Annotated in this window: 13 protein-coding genes; 12 read left to right on the plus strand and 1 reads right to left on the minus strand. The window is 34.0% G+C overall.

Going from position 1 to position 16,339, the window contains the following annotated elements:
* Positions 1–35 precede the first annotated feature (35 nt).
* The 5 genes from VZL98_05435 to VZL98_05455 are packed head-to-tail and all read left to right on the plus strand — an operon-like array spanning position 36 to position 7,872.
* Positions 36–758, plus strand: a complete 723-nt coding sequence (locus VZL98_05435; GenBank protein ID WVH64373.1) for an isoprenyl transferase — start codon at positions 36–38, stop codon at positions 756–758.
* A complete protein-coding gene (locus VZL98_05440; GenBank protein WVH64374.1) occupies positions 758–1,537 on the plus strand; it encodes a phosphatidate cytidylyltransferase in 780 nt (259 codons plus the stop codon). The genes VZL98_05435 and VZL98_05440 overlap by 1 nt, the downstream gene beginning before the upstream one ends.
* Positions 1,538–1,540: 3 nt before the next feature.
* A complete protein-coding gene (gene rseP / locus VZL98_05445) occupies positions 1,541–2,551 on the plus strand; it encodes an RIP metalloprotease RseP (GenBank protein ID WVH64375.1) in 1,011 nt (336 codons plus the stop codon).
* 4 nt (positions 2,552–2,555) lie between these two features.
* The gene (ispG, locus tag VZL98_05450) at positions 2,556–3,605 is read left to right on the plus strand and encodes a flavodoxin-dependent (E)-4-hydroxy-3-methylbut-2-enyl-diphosphate synthase (GenBank protein WVH64541.1); all 1,050 of its coding nucleotides are present in this window, start codon (positions 2,556–2,558) and stop codon (positions 3,603–3,605) included.
* 7 nt (positions 3,606–3,612) lie between these two features.
* Positions 3,613–7,872 (plus strand): PolC-type DNA polymerase III, encoded by a 4,260-nt coding sequence (locus tag VZL98_05455; protein WVH64376.1) that lies wholly within the window; start codon positions 3,613–3,615, stop codon positions 7,870–7,872.
* Positions 7,873–7,999: 127 nt separating this feature from the next.
* On the opposite strand, the gene VZL98_05460 is transcribed toward VZL98_05455, so the two are convergent.
* Positions 8,000–9,709 carry an IS1634 family transposase gene (locus tag VZL98_05460; GenBank protein ID WVH64377.1) on the minus strand — a complete coding sequence of 570 codons (1,710 nt, stop codon included), beginning with the start codon at positions 9,707–9,709 and terminating at the stop codon, positions 8,000–8,002.
* Positions 9,710–10,015: 306 nt separating this feature from the next.
* On the opposite strand from VZL98_05460, the gene rimP reads away from it, so the two are divergent.
* The 7 genes from rimP to truB are packed head-to-tail and all read left to right on the plus strand — an operon-like array spanning position 10,016 to position 16,339.
* Positions 10,016–10,480: a ribosome maturation factor RimP gene (gene rimP, locus VZL98_05465; GenBank protein WVH64378.1), complete on the plus strand. Its 465-nt coding sequence runs from the start codon at positions 10,016–10,018 to the stop codon at positions 10,478–10,480.
* A gap of 3 nt (positions 10,481–10,483) precedes the next feature.
* Positions 10,484–11,662, plus strand: a complete 1,179-nt coding sequence (gene nusA / locus VZL98_05470) for a transcription termination factor NusA (protein ID WVH64379.1) — start codon at positions 10,484–10,486, stop codon at positions 11,660–11,662.
* 30 nt (positions 11,663–11,692) lie between these two features.
* Positions 11,693–11,968, plus strand: a complete 276-nt coding sequence (locus VZL98_05475) for a YlxR family protein (GenBank protein WVH64380.1) — start codon at positions 11,693–11,695, stop codon at positions 11,966–11,968.
* Positions 11,969–11,984: 16 nt separating this feature from the next.
* The gene (gene infB / locus VZL98_05480; GenBank protein ID WVH64381.1) at positions 11,985–14,114 is read left to right on the plus strand and encodes a translation initiation factor IF-2; all 2,130 of its coding nucleotides are present in this window, start codon (positions 11,985–11,987) and stop codon (positions 14,112–14,114) included.
* A gap of 3 nt (positions 14,115–14,117) precedes the next feature.
* Entirely contained in the window at positions 14,118–14,480 is a 363-nt protein-coding gene (gene rbfA / locus VZL98_05485) for a 30S ribosome-binding factor RbfA (GenBank protein WVH64382.1), read from the plus strand.
* A complete protein-coding gene (locus VZL98_05490; GenBank protein ID WVH64383.1) occupies positions 14,473–15,459 on the plus strand; it encodes a bifunctional oligoribonuclease/PAP phosphatase NrnA in 987 nt (328 codons plus the stop codon). Before rbfA ends, VZL98_05490 begins: the two co-directional genes overlap by 8 nt.
* Positions 15,440–16,339 (plus strand): tRNA pseudouridine(55) synthase TruB, encoded by a 900-nt coding sequence (truB, locus tag VZL98_05495; GenBank protein ID WVH64384.1) that lies wholly within the window; start codon positions 15,440–15,442, stop codon positions 16,337–16,339. Before VZL98_05490 ends, truB begins: the two co-directional genes overlap by 20 nt.

Consider the following 16,339-nt stretch of genomic DNA (forward strand, 5'->3'; position numbering starts at 1 on the left):
TAGATTTCTAATACCAGCAAGTGGAGGTTATACTAATGAATGACAACAATACAAAGAAATCGGGTTTACCTAGACATATATGTATAATAATGGATGGAAATGGTCGTTGGGCTTCAAAAAGGTTTATGCCAAGACAATTAGGTCACAAAGCAGGTATGGATAGAGTTATCGATATTGTTGAATATTCTAGTAATTTAGGTATTGAATACCTTAGCCTTTATGCGTTTTCAACTGAAAATTGGAAAAGACCTGCCGAAGAAGTAAATGCCTTAATGGAATTGCTGGTAGTTTATATTAGAAATCAATTAAATAGTCTCAAAAAAAACAATGTAAAAATCCATATAATGGGGGATAAAAGTGCTTTACCCAATATAGCGAGACGTGAGATAGAAAGATCTATCAAAGAAACTGAAAATAATACAGGAATGGTACTTAATTTGGGTATAAATTATGGTGGAAGGGATGAAATTATAAAAGCCTGCAAAGAACTGTATAGACAAGTTCAAAACGAAAATATGGATATTGAAAAAATAGATGAAAATATGTTTTCGAATTATCTATATACTGCCAATCAACCCGACCCTGACCTTTTGATCAGACCCGGATCTGAACAGAGGCTTAGTAATTTTATGATATATCAGACTGCGTATACTGAACTTTATTTTACGGATGTACTATGGCCTGATTTCGGTAAAACAGAGCTAGATGAAGCAATTGATGAGTATAGAAAAAGGAAAAGACGATTCGGAGGACTTTAATGAATAAATTTCTAATACGCACGATAAGTGGAATAATTATTTTATTAATGGTTATTTTCTTCACTACAAGTGGTGGGAAAATGTTGCTTGTATCCGTTCTTTTGCTGAGTTCAATTGCATCTTTCGAAATGAACAAAGCACTCAAAAGGATAGGAATCAATTATCCGCTTATTGGGCAGCTGATTATTGGCTTTATCATAAATTTATTGGCTTATTACCATGAGTTTAAGTATCTTTTAATATTTTTGGCTTTCGTTGTTATATACGCGTTTATATCAGCTGCAGTAGGAAACAAGTACAGTTTTAACGATATGAATGGTTATCTATTTTCGATACTGTATGTAAACTTCTTGCTAAGTTTTATATTATTACTGGACAAGAAGGAGTATATTTACGTCGTATATTGCTGTGCATGGGGTACTGATACATTTGCTTATATTTTCGGAGCATTATTTGGAAAAAACAAATTGATTGAGAGATTAAGTCCTAATAAGACGGTAGAAGGTGCATTGGGAGGCATCTTGGGTTCCATAGTATTGGTGCTCTTAATAGTGTATTTAAGAGGCATGGAACAACCTATTATTTGGGCTATTTTTGCTGCAATCGGATCGGTGATTTCGCAAATAGGAGATATTTGTGCATCCGCTATTAAGCGTAAAGCCGGTATTAAAGATTATGGAAATATAATTGTTGGACATGGTGGTATACTGGACAGATTTGATTCGGTATTGTTTACGCTGCCCATTGTCTATATACTAAGTATTATTATAGGAAGGTGAGAAATGAGTTCTATTATATTAACGACAGTAACATCCGTAGTGGTTTTTCTGTTGGTTATTCTTATACACGAATTTGGACATTTTATAATTGCAAAAACAGTTGGCATACAGGTAAATGAATTTTCTATTGGAATGGGACCAAAACTATATTCTAAAAAGAGTGAAGAAACTCTCTATTCAATAAGAGCACTTCCAATAGGTGGTTATGTTGCTATGGAAGGAGAAGATGAGGAAAGTAATAATCCAAGAAGCTTTAGTAACTCTTCTGTTGGAAAAAGACTGGCTGTAGTTGTAGCCGGTGCTATAATGAATTTTATTCTAGCTTTTGTAGTACTATTTATTATGGGAATGATAATTGGTACTCCTGTAAATAAAATAGGTGGTTTTGTTGAGCCGTCGAATGCGAAAGAAGTGGGATTACAAGTAGGGGATAAGATTATTGCAGTTGACGGTGTTAAGACCAATAGCTGGGAAGCTGTAATAGAGAATATAAATAAAACAGATAGTAAAAGCTTAGAAATTACCGTCCAAAGAAATAATGAAGATCTAAAATTTGAAGTTAATAGAGATAGTGAAGGTAAAATAGGAATAATAAGAGCGTCCGAGAGATCAATTTGGGGATCTATGAAATATGGTTTCACAACCATGAAATTGCTTTTGAATGAGATGATAAAATTCCTGAGTAGACTCTTCACTGGAAAAGTAAGTATTAATGAAGTTTCCGGACCAGTAGGAATCATAAGGGAAATAGGTTCAGCGGCAAGAACCAGTATAATAAATGTTATGATGCTACTTGAATTTATTAATATAAATGTCGGATTTTTTAACTTATTACCAATACCTGCACTTGATGGGTCAAAGGTTGTCTTATTAATTATAGAATCCATTAGAAAGAAACCAATCCCTGTTGAAAAAGAGGGTCTAATAAACTTGATTGGATTTGTGTTTTTGATAGGTTTATTAATAGTAGTCACCTTTAAAGATATTATTCAAACCGGAATATTTGGAGGATAGATTGATTAATAGAAAAAAAACAAAACAAATAAAAGTGGGAAGTGTATTAGTCGGTGGTGATGCACCGATTACAATACAGTCCATGACGAATACAAATACCTCAGATATAGAAGCTACTGTGAATCAAATACTCAGAATGGAAGAAAAAGGCTGTCATATTGTTCGTTCGGCAATTAACAATCTAGAGGATGCCAAGGCTATAAAAGTTATAAAGGATAGAACAAATATACCTTTTATAGCCGATATTCAATTCGATTACAAGCTGGGGTTGATGGCTGTTGAGCATGGATGCGATTGCCTACGCATTAATCCCGGTAATATTGGAGCAGAATATAAGGTAAAAGAAGTAGTTGATATTTGCCGTAAATACGATGTTCCGATAAGAATTGGTGTAAACTCAGGCTCACTATCTAGAGAAATCATTGATAAATTCGGTGGCGTGAACACCGATAGTTTGGTTGCAAGTGCAATAGATCAAGTTCAAATGCTTGAAAAATACGATTTTGACAAAATTAAAATCTCTATAAAATCAAGCAATGTAAATACTATGATAGAGTCATATACTAAACTATCGAGTCTGGTAGACTACCCACTACACCTGGGAGTCACTGAAGCAGGACCTGTTTTGAAGGGGACGATAAAGTCCAGCATTGGTATCGGAACACTATTATATAATGGTATCGGCGATACTTTTAGAGTGTCATTGACAGGTGATTCCGTCCAGGAAGTAGTTGTTGGCAGAGAGATTCTTAAATCATTAGGACTTCTCAAAGAAGGCATAGATTTGATTTCTTGCCCTACATGTAGTAGAACAAAAATAGATCTGATTGACTTAGTCAATCGTGCTGAAAAAAGACTTGAGAATTTAAATAAGGTTGCAACTATCGCGATAATGGGTTGTCCCGTCAATGGACCAGGGGAAGCAAGAGAAGCCGATTTAGGAATTGCTTGTGGTGACGGATATGGAATACTATTTAAAAAGGGTAAGGTAATAAGAAGAGTTGAAGAAAAAGATTTACTCGAAGCTTTGATTAATGAAGTAGAAATGTTGTAGGTGGAATATGAAAAACTCAGAGTTCTGGAATAAAATAGCAAAAGAAGTTCCATCAATAGTTAATATTGATAAAGTTCAATACGATTCGCTTGACAATAGACTGATAATATCTTTAATCACAACGTCTGACTATGACAAGTCAGACGCTGATTTTATAGAGTCTAAAGTAAATGAAGCGATACCAAATTTAAAAATAACCATAAAACATGAGCTAAATAATAGGCAGAGACTAAGTGCCTCTTATATTGAAGCTCTTTTTAAGTCATATACAGGAAAATATCCTTGGCTTAATCATAAGGAGAATGAATGCTGTATAAAACTATTGGAAGATGAAGTAGTACTCGAGGTTCCAAATAATACTCTAGCTAATTTCATAAATAAGAAGAGAATTATAGAATGTTTAAAGGACGATATTTACAAAGACTGCGGGAACGATGTACAGGTGAAAATTGAGCTGGTAAAAGGCTTGGAAGTTGAAGAGTTCTTGGAGTTGACCGATAAACAGGAACAGGATATCTCCAAACTTATTTTATCCCAGAAGCCTCTCAAACAACCAAAGAAGGCTAGCGAAAAATCAGAGTCTGATTTCTATATTGGTAAGAAAATAAAAAACGAACCTCAAAACATCGATACACTAAATCAAGATACTCACTGGGTAACGATTGAAGGAACCGTATTCAATATAGAGCATAGGGAGATAAAAGATAAGAAATACATTGTAAATTTCCACATTTACGATGAAACGGGTGCAACATCCTGTAAAGCTTTCTGGTCGGAGGATTCTTTTAAAAAGTTCAGCGAGAATGTCAATGAAAACTCAAGGGTATTAGTAAACGGGAAATACGCTATGGACAGTTACGAGAAAAGGTATATAACGACCATAAACAGTATTACTCTAACCAAAGAACGTACAATACTTGACAATTCAGAAGTTAAAAGAGTTGAGCTTAGGGTTCATTCGCAGATGAGTACCTTGGATGGATTTGTTAAAATAGATGAGCTTTATAGTAAATTGTCAAAATGGAACCATAAGGCTGTAGGAATAACAGACAGAGATGTGGTACAAGCTTTTCCTTTTGCAATGGATCAAACCGATAAGACTGGGATTAAGACGATTTACGGCTTGGATGCCACTGTAGTTGAAGACTTTCTACCCATAATAAATAATACCAATGGTAAAGAACTAAATACCGACTCCTATGTCGTATTTGATATTGAAACGACGGGTTTATCACAATTGTATGATTCCATTACGGAAATCGGAGCGGTCAAGGTTAAGAATGGAAGAATAATAGAGCAATTTGGGGAACTTATAAAGCCTGAGAGGCATATTTCTGACAAAATAGTAGAGCTGACCGGTATAACAAATGAGATGGTTGAGAATAAACCTCTGATAGACAGTATACTGCCCAAATTCCTTGAGTTTTGTGAAGGTTCAACATTGGTTGCACATAATGCTGAATTTGATATTAGTTTTATAAGAGAATTTTCATACAGATTAAACTTAAATTTTAATTTACCATATATTGATACATTATATCTTTCAAGATTTTTAAATCCTGATTTAAGAAATCATAAACTTGATACATTGGCTAGAAAATATGATGTAAAGCTTTTAAATCATCATAGAGCTGTCGACGATGCTATGGCTACCGCAGAAGTATTTATTGCGATGCTAAATGATTTAAAAGACAGGAATATAGCTGTGGATGAAAATATCAATACTCATGAGACTGAATGGCCCAGAGCTGCAAATAAAGAAAATAATATGCTTATATTGGTAAAGGATACAATTGGCTTAAAAAATCTTTATAAGATTGTATCACATTCAAATACAGTTAATTTATATAAGACTCCAAAGGTCTTAAAATCATTTTTAGATTCTCATAGAGAAGGTTTATTAATAGGTTCGGGAAACTTGCTGGGACCATTGATCCAAAATATATTTGGTAGAGCAAGTGAAGAAGAAATAGAGCAGACTGCTAGTTATTTTGATTTTTTAGAAGTTTTTCCTCTGGATAATTTTGAACATCTAGTAGAAAATCCGGAATCAAGATACGCTATTAATTCACTTGAGATTATCAAAGATTTAAATAGAAAAATAATTGAGCTGGGCGAAAAACTAGATATTCCGGTAGTTGCAACAGGTGATGTTTACTACTTAAACTCCAAAGACCATTTATATCGCAATTTAATAAAAACAGTACAATTTACAAGAAGCGTAGATTTGTCTAAGAATTTATACCTAAAGACTACAGAAAAAATGCTTAATCAATTTGAGTATCTTGGTAGAGAGAAAGCTTATGAAGTCGTAGTTAAAAATACAAATTTAGTAGCTGATATGATTGAAGAGATAAGACCTATTCCAAAGGGGAAATATCCACCTAGAGTTGAGGGGTCTGATGAGGAGTTAAGAGAGCTTGCCTATAAAAATGCTAATGCAATTTACGGTGAAAACCTACCTCAAATAGTCGAAGAAAGGCTTGAAAAAGAGCTCAATTCAATCATTAATAACGGGTACTCAGTCCTGTATATTATAGCTATGAAACTAGTTTTAAAATCAAATGAAGACGGATACGTCGTCGGTTCAAGAGGTTCTGTTGGAAGTTCATTTGTCGCAACTATGGTTGGAATAACAGAAGTAAATCCGCTAGTAGCTCATTATATATGCAAGCATTGTAAGTATTCCGAATTTATTACGGATGGGAGTTATGATTCTGGGATTGATATGCCGGATAAAATCTGTCCTGAATGCGGTCAACCGTTGGAAAAAAATGGTCATAATATACCTTTTGAAGTATTTTTAGGGTTTGAAGGAAATAAAGAACCTGATATCGATTTGAATTTTGCAGGAGAATATCAGGCTAGATGCCATAAATATACCGAGGAACTCTTTGGGGCGGACCATGTATTTAGAGCTGGTACCATAGGTACAATAAAAGAAAACACAGCTTATGGATATATAAAAAAATACAGTGAAAAAATAGATAAAACTTATAATCCTGCTGAAATAGCTATGTTACAACATGGTATAGTCGGTGTAAAAAGAACAACCGGACAGCATCCGGGAGGAATCATAGTAGTCCCGAACAATATGGAAGTTGAAGATTTTACTCCGATAAGCTATCCCGCTGATGATCCTTCTTCGGGTGTCATCACAACTCACTTCACATATAAATCTGTAGAGGATACAATTCTTAAACTGGATTTACTAGGGCACGATGTTCCAAGTATTATCAAGATGCTATCTGATTTGACCGGTGTTGATGCAAACAATATACCTCTTAACGACTCTGAGACTATGGAGATATTTAGATCTACAGATTCACTAAATATTATAGAGGATTTCAGCAATAATACCGTGGGAAGTTTAGGCATACCGGAATTTGGAACCAGTTTCGTAAGACAAATGTTATTGGATACAAGGCCTGAGAAATTTGGGGAATTGGTTAGAATTTCAGGACTGTCACATGGAACTAATGTATGGCTAAACAATGCACAGGATTTGATAAGACAAAACCAAGCGGTACTTGGCGAGGTAATATGTACGAGAGATGATATAATGACATTCTTAATACAAAGAGGCTTGGAAGATAATATGTCATTTAATATCATGGAAAATGTTAGAAAGGGAAAAGGACTTAAACCTGAACATATTGAAGCAATGGGGAAAATTGATTTACCTAATTGGTATGTCGACTCTTGTATGAAGATAGAATACATGTTTCCCAAGGCTCATGCAGTAGCATATGTTCTAATGTCTTATAGAATAGCGTATTTTAAAGTACATCATCCGGAAGCTTTTTATGCAACATTTTTCACGATAAAACAAAATGATTTTCCGGGATCATTAGTGTTAAAAGGCATGGAATCTGTGAAAAGAGAGATGGAAAGAATCAGGAGTTTGGGCATGGAAGCATCTCCTAAAGAAAATAGCCAGTATAGCGTCCTTGAAGTTGCAGAAGAGATGTATGCTAGAGGAATAAAAATCAGCAATGTCTCACTTGGAAAATCAGGAGCTACAAAGTTTTCAGTTTCAAAAGAAGGAGAAATCATACCACCATTTTGTGCCTTAGAAGATGTTTCAGAACAGTGCTCGATAGAAATACACAATGAATTTAAAAAATCTCCATTCATTTCAATTGAGGACATGGTGAACAGGACAAGAGCTAATAAGACTGCAGTTGAGTCTTTAAGAATAAATGGAGTTTTGGAAAACTTACAAGAGACAAATCAAATTGATATGTTTTCTATGTTTGATGTGTAAGTATTCAGTTTTATTGCATATTTTCATAAAATATCTTATCTTTGACACCTAAAACAGCAAAAAACCTCTGTAAACATTAACAAATCAATGCTTTCAGGGGTTTTGATTTTGACTTTTTCCTGTAGTTCTACAAACCCTTTTTTACACCCGAAATAAGGGAATCTATTTCTGCGACGGTTATAAATCTTTTCGAAAAATCAACTCCAACTGTTTGACCTAGTTTCTCAATTATCTCATTAAAACAATCGAACATATAGTAGTTTTCGTCTAAATGAGTTCCTGTAATTTCACGCATTTCTTCTATAGCCTTCTCAATGCTGATATTTGATCCATCTAAATCTTTTTCTAAAAGTCTTAGTAAAACCAAAGTCACAAAACATATTAGAAAATGAGATTCTATTCTGTCTTTTCTCGATAAATATACCGGTCTTGCTTCTAATTGAGACTTTGTAATTTTAAACGACTCTTCTATCTTCCACAATCCGTGATATGCTTGGACTATATCCATATCCTTCATATCTAGTTCACTGGTATTTATGATGTAGTATCCATCATACTTTTCTTCTTCTTTAATTTTTTGAATGTCTAAAAAATCATTCTTCTTAGTCTTTAATATTTCACCGGTTTCTAGATCAATGAACTCCTTCTTAATATACTTGTAAGCGCTGGAATTTGGTCTATCAATACCTTTCTCAATTAACTTTAATGTCTTAAGAATAGTTCTTTCTCTATCCATCCTAGACTTCTTAGCATATTTTTCTGAATAAAATACAACTTGTTTCTGATCTATAGGAACCTTTTTTCTTTTGTTATGAATATCTGTAACCCAAATATCTTGAGGCACAATCCTTGATTTAATTTTGAACTCATCTGAATTATCAGAATAACCAGTTTGATCTAAAACAAAATCTTTCAGTTCTCTTGACGCACCTCTAACAGACCCGGAAAATATATAGCCATTCCCTTTAATGATATTGTAAGCCATGTTTTCACCACTATTCATAGCCTTATCCGCAACAACAATGACCTTACCAAGATTAAAATGTTTTTTCAACTTATTCAATGAAGGCATGAGAGTGATACTATCATTTGTATTACCTTCAAAAAGTTCATAGGAGATAGGAATCCCTGAATTATCCATTAAAAGACCCATTTGAATAATAGGATTAGGTCTATGCTCTTTAGAAACACCTCTTTTTCTAAAATCATCCTCATAAGGAATCTCAAAATAGTAATTAGTAACATCATAGTAGACTTTAGAAAGATCTCTACCATAGTATTGAATAATATTTTGATGAATCCATAGAATTAAATCATCCTTGTAAGGATAAAACTTAGATAAAGCTCTATAGACATCGTGAAGACTAAAATCGAATTTAGTAAAAAAGGAATTGATATAGTCAAAAGAAGCCTTTTTAGATGATGGATATAGAGATCTAGTAAAAACAAGTAATTGGAATACATGGTTAAGCAAAAAATCAGTACCGGAAGTTTTTTGTCTATTATTCCAAAACTCATGAATTTTAAGATTGTGGTAGAAATGAGATAATACAACATATCCTAAGTTTTTTCGATTAACCACATTAGACTTAATTACCTCTTTAGAATCAAAAGTGAAACTAAGCGGCAGATTAGCTAATCTCTCTTCTTCCGTTAGTCTAGCAGCAACTTCTTCAAAATGAGCAATAGGATCTTCATATTGGTCTAATAAATCCTCTAAATACCCAACTTTCATAACAGATTTATTTCTAGATTTTTTAGTAACAGGGTCACGATAGCCTTTAATAATGGTGAGATAAGTCTTACCATTGGCTCTTTTATCCTTTTTAAGAAACATCCAAATCACCACGCTTTTTTATTTAATTATACCACAAATCCCAACATATAACAACCCCAAAAAGTATTAAATTTGACATAAAAAAATCGCTGCACACATTGCAACGTCTAAGATATATAGGTTTAAAATTTTAAATTAGGTGTCAAACAACAGAGACAAATCAAATTGATATGTTTTCTATGTTTGATGTGTAAGTATTCAGTTTTATTGCATATTTTCATAAAATATGTTATAATATTTCTAATGTTAGGAGTGGGGGTTTCCCACTCTTATTTATTTAATAAACCGGAATAGGAGGGGATTTTATTGAGTAATTTGGTGAAGAAACTTGAGCCTGAAATTCAGAGAATCGTTGAAAAGCACAATTTATTTTATGTCGATACAGTTTTTGTCAGAGAAGATGGAAATAATATTTTAAGAATCTATATAGACAAAAAAGGTGGCGTAACCTTGGATGACTGTCAAAACGCAAGCAATGATATTAGTGATTGGCTTGACGAAACAGATCCGATTAAAAATTCATATTTTTTAGAAGTATCTTCGCCGGGATTGGATAGACCTATAAAAACGGATAGAGACTTTGAAAGATGCATTGATGAAGAACTCGAAGTCAATCTTTACAGTCCCCTAAATGGAAGTAAAAAACTTGTTGGAAAACTATTGAGTTTTGATAAAGACTCTTTTAAGTTAAATACAGGTGGCAATTCAGAAATTGAAATTAAAAGGTCACAAGCATCAAAAATTGTAAAACACATTAAGATAGGCGGTTAAGAAATGAATAAAGATTTTATACTAGCTCTTGAGGAAATAGAAAAAGAAAAAGGTATCTCAAGAGAGTCCATATTTGAAGCACTGGAAAAAGCACTTATAAAAAGCTATGAAAAAAACTTTGATAATAATGCAAATGTAAGTGTTGAAATAGACAGAGATAATGGTAAAATTAAGGTTTTCTCGGTGAAAACTGTAGTTGAAGAAGTCGTAGATCCGATAACTGAAATCGAACTGAGTGAAGCGAAGCAAACAAATATGGCATATGAAGTAGGGGACACTATATCACTTGAAGTAACTCCTATGAATTTTGGAAGAATTGCAGCACAGACTGCAAGAAATATTGTTATACAAAAAATTAAAGACATGGAAAGAGATATCATTTACAGTGAGTTTGTAGATAGGGAAAGAGAACTTGTAAACGGATCGATACAGAGGATAGATAGTGGATATTTATTTATCGATTTAGGAAAACTCGAAGGAGTTGTTCCGCCAAATGAACAAGTTCCCAATGAAGTTTACAAAGTAAACAGTAGGATGAAGTTTTATATCTCAGAGGTAAAAAATACAACCAAAGGGGCTCAAATTGTTCTTTCAAGAGCATCCTCCGGTCTAATTATGAGACTTTTTGAACTTGAAGTTCCGGAAGTTAACGATGGAACTGTCGATATATTTTCAATATCAAGAGAAGCCGGATCAAGGACAAAGATAGCTGTCTTTACAAAGGAAGAAGACGTAGATCCGGTAGGAGCATGTGTTGGATTCAAAGGTGCCAGAGTAAAGGCCATAGTTGATGAATTAAATGGAGAGAAAATAGACATCATAGTTTGGGATAAGGATCCTAAAATCTTTATTAAAAACAGTCTAAGTCCTTCAGAAGTAATTGAGGTCTATATCGACAATGCCGGTAAGAGTGCACTAGCCATTGTACCTGACGAACAATTATCACTAGCAATAGGAAAAGAAGGTCAAAACGTTAGACTTGCAGCTAAACTGACAGGATGGAAAATCGATATAAAAGGTAAATCCAATCTCGAAGAGTTAAAAGAATCAGGTGAATTAGACAAGTTTAATTCTCAAGAAGCTACAAAAGAGGAAGATGTAGTACAAGAAGATGAATTAAGCTTTGAAGTAACAGATGAAGTGGATTTATTCGAGAACGAAGATCTTGAACAGGGTGAATAACAGATAAATTATTTATACAGGGAGCTTGAAATGACAGGTAAAACAAAAAAAGTACCGATTAGAAAATGTGTGGGCTGTCAAGATAGTGGCTCAAAAAAAGAACTTATCAGAATAGTTAAAAACAAAGAACTTGGAGTAGTCGTCGATAAAACAGGTAAGTTAAATGGACGAGGTGCTTATCTTTGTAAAAACATAGAATGTTTAGAACTTGCTATTAAAAAGAGAAAGCTGAACCACGCTTTAAAATCTGAAATATCTAATGAAGTTTATAAGGAGATAAGAGATTATGTAGAGAGCGAAGACTAGGACTAGGGGGTAGTGTATGAAGAAATTAAGAGTCTATGAATTAGCTAAGAATCTAGGGATTCCTAGTAAAGAATTAGTTACAAAACTAAATGATTTAGGTGTATCAATCAAGAGCCATATGTCCGTGCTTGAAGGTGAGGAACTGGAACTTGTAGAAGAACTTTTAAGCGAAACGGATAAGAGCGAGGAAGCCGCAAAAAGTAAACAAGAGAAAACTAAATCAAATCAAGAACAGAACAAAGAGTTAAAAGATAAACCAAGAAAACACAAAAGTAGAGATAGTAAAAAGCAATCAGAAAGAGGTAATCATATAAAGAAAGATAATATTAAAAAAGACAAAGTAAGTACAGAAGTTCATAAGAAAAATGAAACTGTAGAGAAAGAAAATGAAGAAAAAGTAATCGAGTTACCTGCAAACATTGTGCTTAGAGAATTTGCCGAGTTAATAGGTGTAAACACAAATCAGGTAATTATGAAGTTTATAGATTTAGGGATAATGGCAAGTCAAAATCAAGAAGTTGATTTCGACTCAGCATCATTAATTGCCGAAGAATACGGTTTTACTGCTGTTAAAAGCAAAACTGAAGGTGAAGAGCTTTCCAGTGAGTTTGATTTAGACTTTGAGGATAAAGAAGAGGATCTAAAATTAAGACCACCTGTAGTAACTGTAATGGGTCACGTAGATCATGGGAAAACATCATTATTAGACAGCATCAGAAAAACCAAGGTAACAAAATCAGAAGCCGGTGGTATAACTCAGCACATAGGTGCTTCTACCGTATCTGTTGATGGAAATAAAATAGTATTCCTTGATACCCCGGGACACGAAGCATTTACCTCCATGAGATCAAGGGGAGCGCAAATAACTGATATCGCAGTACTAGTTGTTGCTGCTGACGACGGTGTAATGCCGCAGACTATAGAGGCTATAAACCATGCAAAAGCAGCAGAAGTTCCTGTAATTGTAGCAATAAATAAAATTGACAAAGAAACTGCAAATCCGGACAGAATTATGCATGAACTTACTGAACATGGTCTGGTACCGGAAGAGTGGGGTGGAGATGTTATTACCATTCCCGTATCTGCTAAAAATGATACAGGAATTGAAGATCTTTTAGAGATGATTTTAATGGTCGCAGAAATGGAAGAACTCAAAGCAAATCCAAATAGAACTGCAATAGGTACAATCATAGAGGCTCAGCTTGATAAAGGAAAAGGTCCTGTTGCAACTGTTTTAGTTCAAAAGGGTACTTTGAGATTTGGAGATATAGTGGTTTCCGGTGTTACTCACGGAAAGATAAGAGCGATGTTTGACGACAAAGGTAAGAGGATTAAGAAGGCAGGACCTTCCATCCCGGTACAAATATTAGGTCTTTCAGAAGTTCCTGAATCAGGTGACACTCTTTATGTAGTTGAAGATGATAAAACGGCAAGAAATTATGCCAATTCACTCAAGGATAGAATCAAAGAAGAAAAGGTTAAAGCCAGTGAAAATATTTCATTAGAGGCTCTTTTTGGAAAGATTAAAGAGGGTGAAATTAAAGATCTTAATCTGGTTATTAAAACTGATGTTAAGGGTACAATAGATGCAGTAAAGAACTCGCTTGAAAAATTAAGCAATGAAGAAGTAAGAGTTAATATAATACACTCCGGTGTAGGTGGAATAAGTGAATCTGACGTTCTACTGGCAAATGCATCCAATGCCATTATTATCGGTTTCAATGTAAGACCTGGACAAATTGCAACCGAGGCAGCTAAGAATCAAGGTATAGATATAAGAACCTATAGAGTAATCTATGATGCTATAGACGATATCCAAGCTGCTATAAAAGGTATGCTTGCACCTAAATTTGTTGAAGATGTAATCGGTAGAGCCGAAGTAAGAGCGGTTTTCAAAGTTCCTTCAATCGGTAATATCGCAGGAATCTATGTGTTAAATGGTAAGATTACCAGAAACTCAAAGATACGTCTTCTTAGGAATGATGTCGTCATAACTGAAGCTGACATTAACTCACTTAAGAGATATAAAGACGATGTAAGAGAAGTAAATACAGGATATGAAGGTGGAGTAGGTTTAGAAAACTATAATGATATCAAAGAAGGAGATATCATCGAAGCCTTCGTTATGAAAGAAGTGGAGAGGTAAACTATGAAAACTAAAAGGGTCAATAGAATAGCTGCTGAAATTAAAAAAGTAATTTCGGAGTTGATTTTGGATTCTTTAAGAGATCCTAGAATATCCGACATGACGACAATCTCTCATGTAAAAGTTTCTAATGATCTAAGTTATGCAGATGTGTATGTATCTGTGCTTGGTGATGAAAAAATCAAGCAAGACAGTATTGAAGGTTTAGAGAATGCCAAGGGATTTATCAAGAAGGAACTTGGGCAAAGACTTGATTTAAGACATATACCTGAAGTTAGGTTTAAGATTGACGATACTGTTGAAAGAGGATTGCATATAGAAGAATTGATTTCCAAGCTTAATGACAAGAGTCTTCAAAATGAATAAGCTAAACTATACTGATTTTTCGAATCAATTTAAGGACAAAATAATAAACTCCAAGAGCATCGGCATTTGTTGTCATGTAAATCCCGATGGTGATGCTCTTGGATCCATGCTGAGCTTATATGGAGCTTTAATTCAGCTTAATAAAAATGTCACCTGCATACAATCGGACGATATCCCGTCATATCTAGATTTTTTACCGGGACTGGACAGACTTACTCCATATAATGAGGATATGGAATTTGAAACACTTATGATTGTAGACTCCAGTTCTATTGATAGGATTGGCGATTGTATATCAATTTTCACTAATTGTAAAACTTCAATTTCCATAGATCATCATGTAACTAATGACAATTTTGCAGATTTAAACTTTGTGGACGAAAATGCGAGTTCTACATCGGAAATCGTATATAAGATCATTAATTGCATGGATATACCATATAATGCAGATATGGCAACCAACTCATATGTTGGTATATTAACCGATACTAATAGATTTTTATATAAAAATTCAGATTCAAAGACATTAAGAGTTGCTGCAGACTTGATTGATTTAGAGTTTGATAAAGATGAAATTCATTATAGATTGTTCCAAAAAAATTCAAAGGCATCCTTTTGTCTAACAGGTGAAGTTATTAAAAACACAGAGTTCTATTATGACAATAGATTAGCTTTATGTATAGTATATAGTTCAATGCTGGATTCTTGTAATGCCACCATAGAGGATACTGAAGAGAAAATTAATTTATTGAGAGATATAGATGGTGTAGAAGTAGCTTGTTTAGTTAAACAAATAGCTAAAGATGAATTCAAAATAAGTATGAGAAGTAAAAGATATGTAAATGTTGCTGAAATATGCGCTGAATTCAACGGTGGTGGACATATCCATGCCGGTGGATTTTCCTATAGCGGTACCAGTGAAATGCTAAAAAGAGATTTGATGAAGAGGTTCGATAATATTGAGTGGAATAAAGGTTAAATCCGGGATAATTAATGTATATAAGGACAAGGGCTACACCTCACATGATATTGTCCAAATTTTGAGAAAACTACTCAATCTTAAACGAATTGGCCATACGGGAACCCTTGATCCGGATGTTACAGGAGTCTTACCAATATGCATTGGGAGAGCTACCAGGCTGGTTGAATATATACAAAATGACGGAAAAGTTTATAATGGAACTCTTAAGCTTGGTATAGCTACTGATACCCAAGATATATCAGGAAAAATAATCGAGCAATCTGATAAAAGGATTACTCAAGCCGACTTTGAATTAATACTAAATAAATTCATAGGAGAGATTGAACAGATTCCTCCTATGTTTTCTGCAGTTCATTATAAAGGGCAAAGACTTCATGAACTTGCCAGAAAAGGTATTGTTGTCGATAGACCTGCCAGGAAAGTATACATTAAAGATTTAAAAATTCTGGATTTTAGTTTTCCGTATGTTAAGTTTGAATGTGCCTGCTCTAAGGGGACTTATATACGTACTCTTGCCGATGATATTGGAAGAGAACTGGGCTGCTTTGCGACACTGTATGATTTAGAGAGAATAGCTGTTGGTGATTATAGAGTGGATGAGTCAATTTCCCTTGACGAAATACGTAAACTCGTAGAAATAGATGATTACAGTTTTATAAGTGAGATGGATACATGTATTAATAATCTCGAAGCTATATATCTCGATGACAAGTATTATTTTGCACTTGTTAATGGTCAGAGAATTAACATGGAAGATGAATATAAGCCCAATACCCTACGTATTTATTGTAGAGATAGATTCATAGGTCTTGGCAAATATTTTAAAGACAGCGGGAAAAATTATATTAAGATTGAAAAAATGCTGTATCAGGAGTAA

It is taken from the genome of Peptoniphilaceae bacterium AMB_02 (genome assembly GCA_036321625.1).
Taxonomy (GTDB): Bacteria; Bacillota; Clostridia; order Tissierellales; family Peptoniphilaceae; genus Microaceticoccus; species Microaceticoccus formicicus.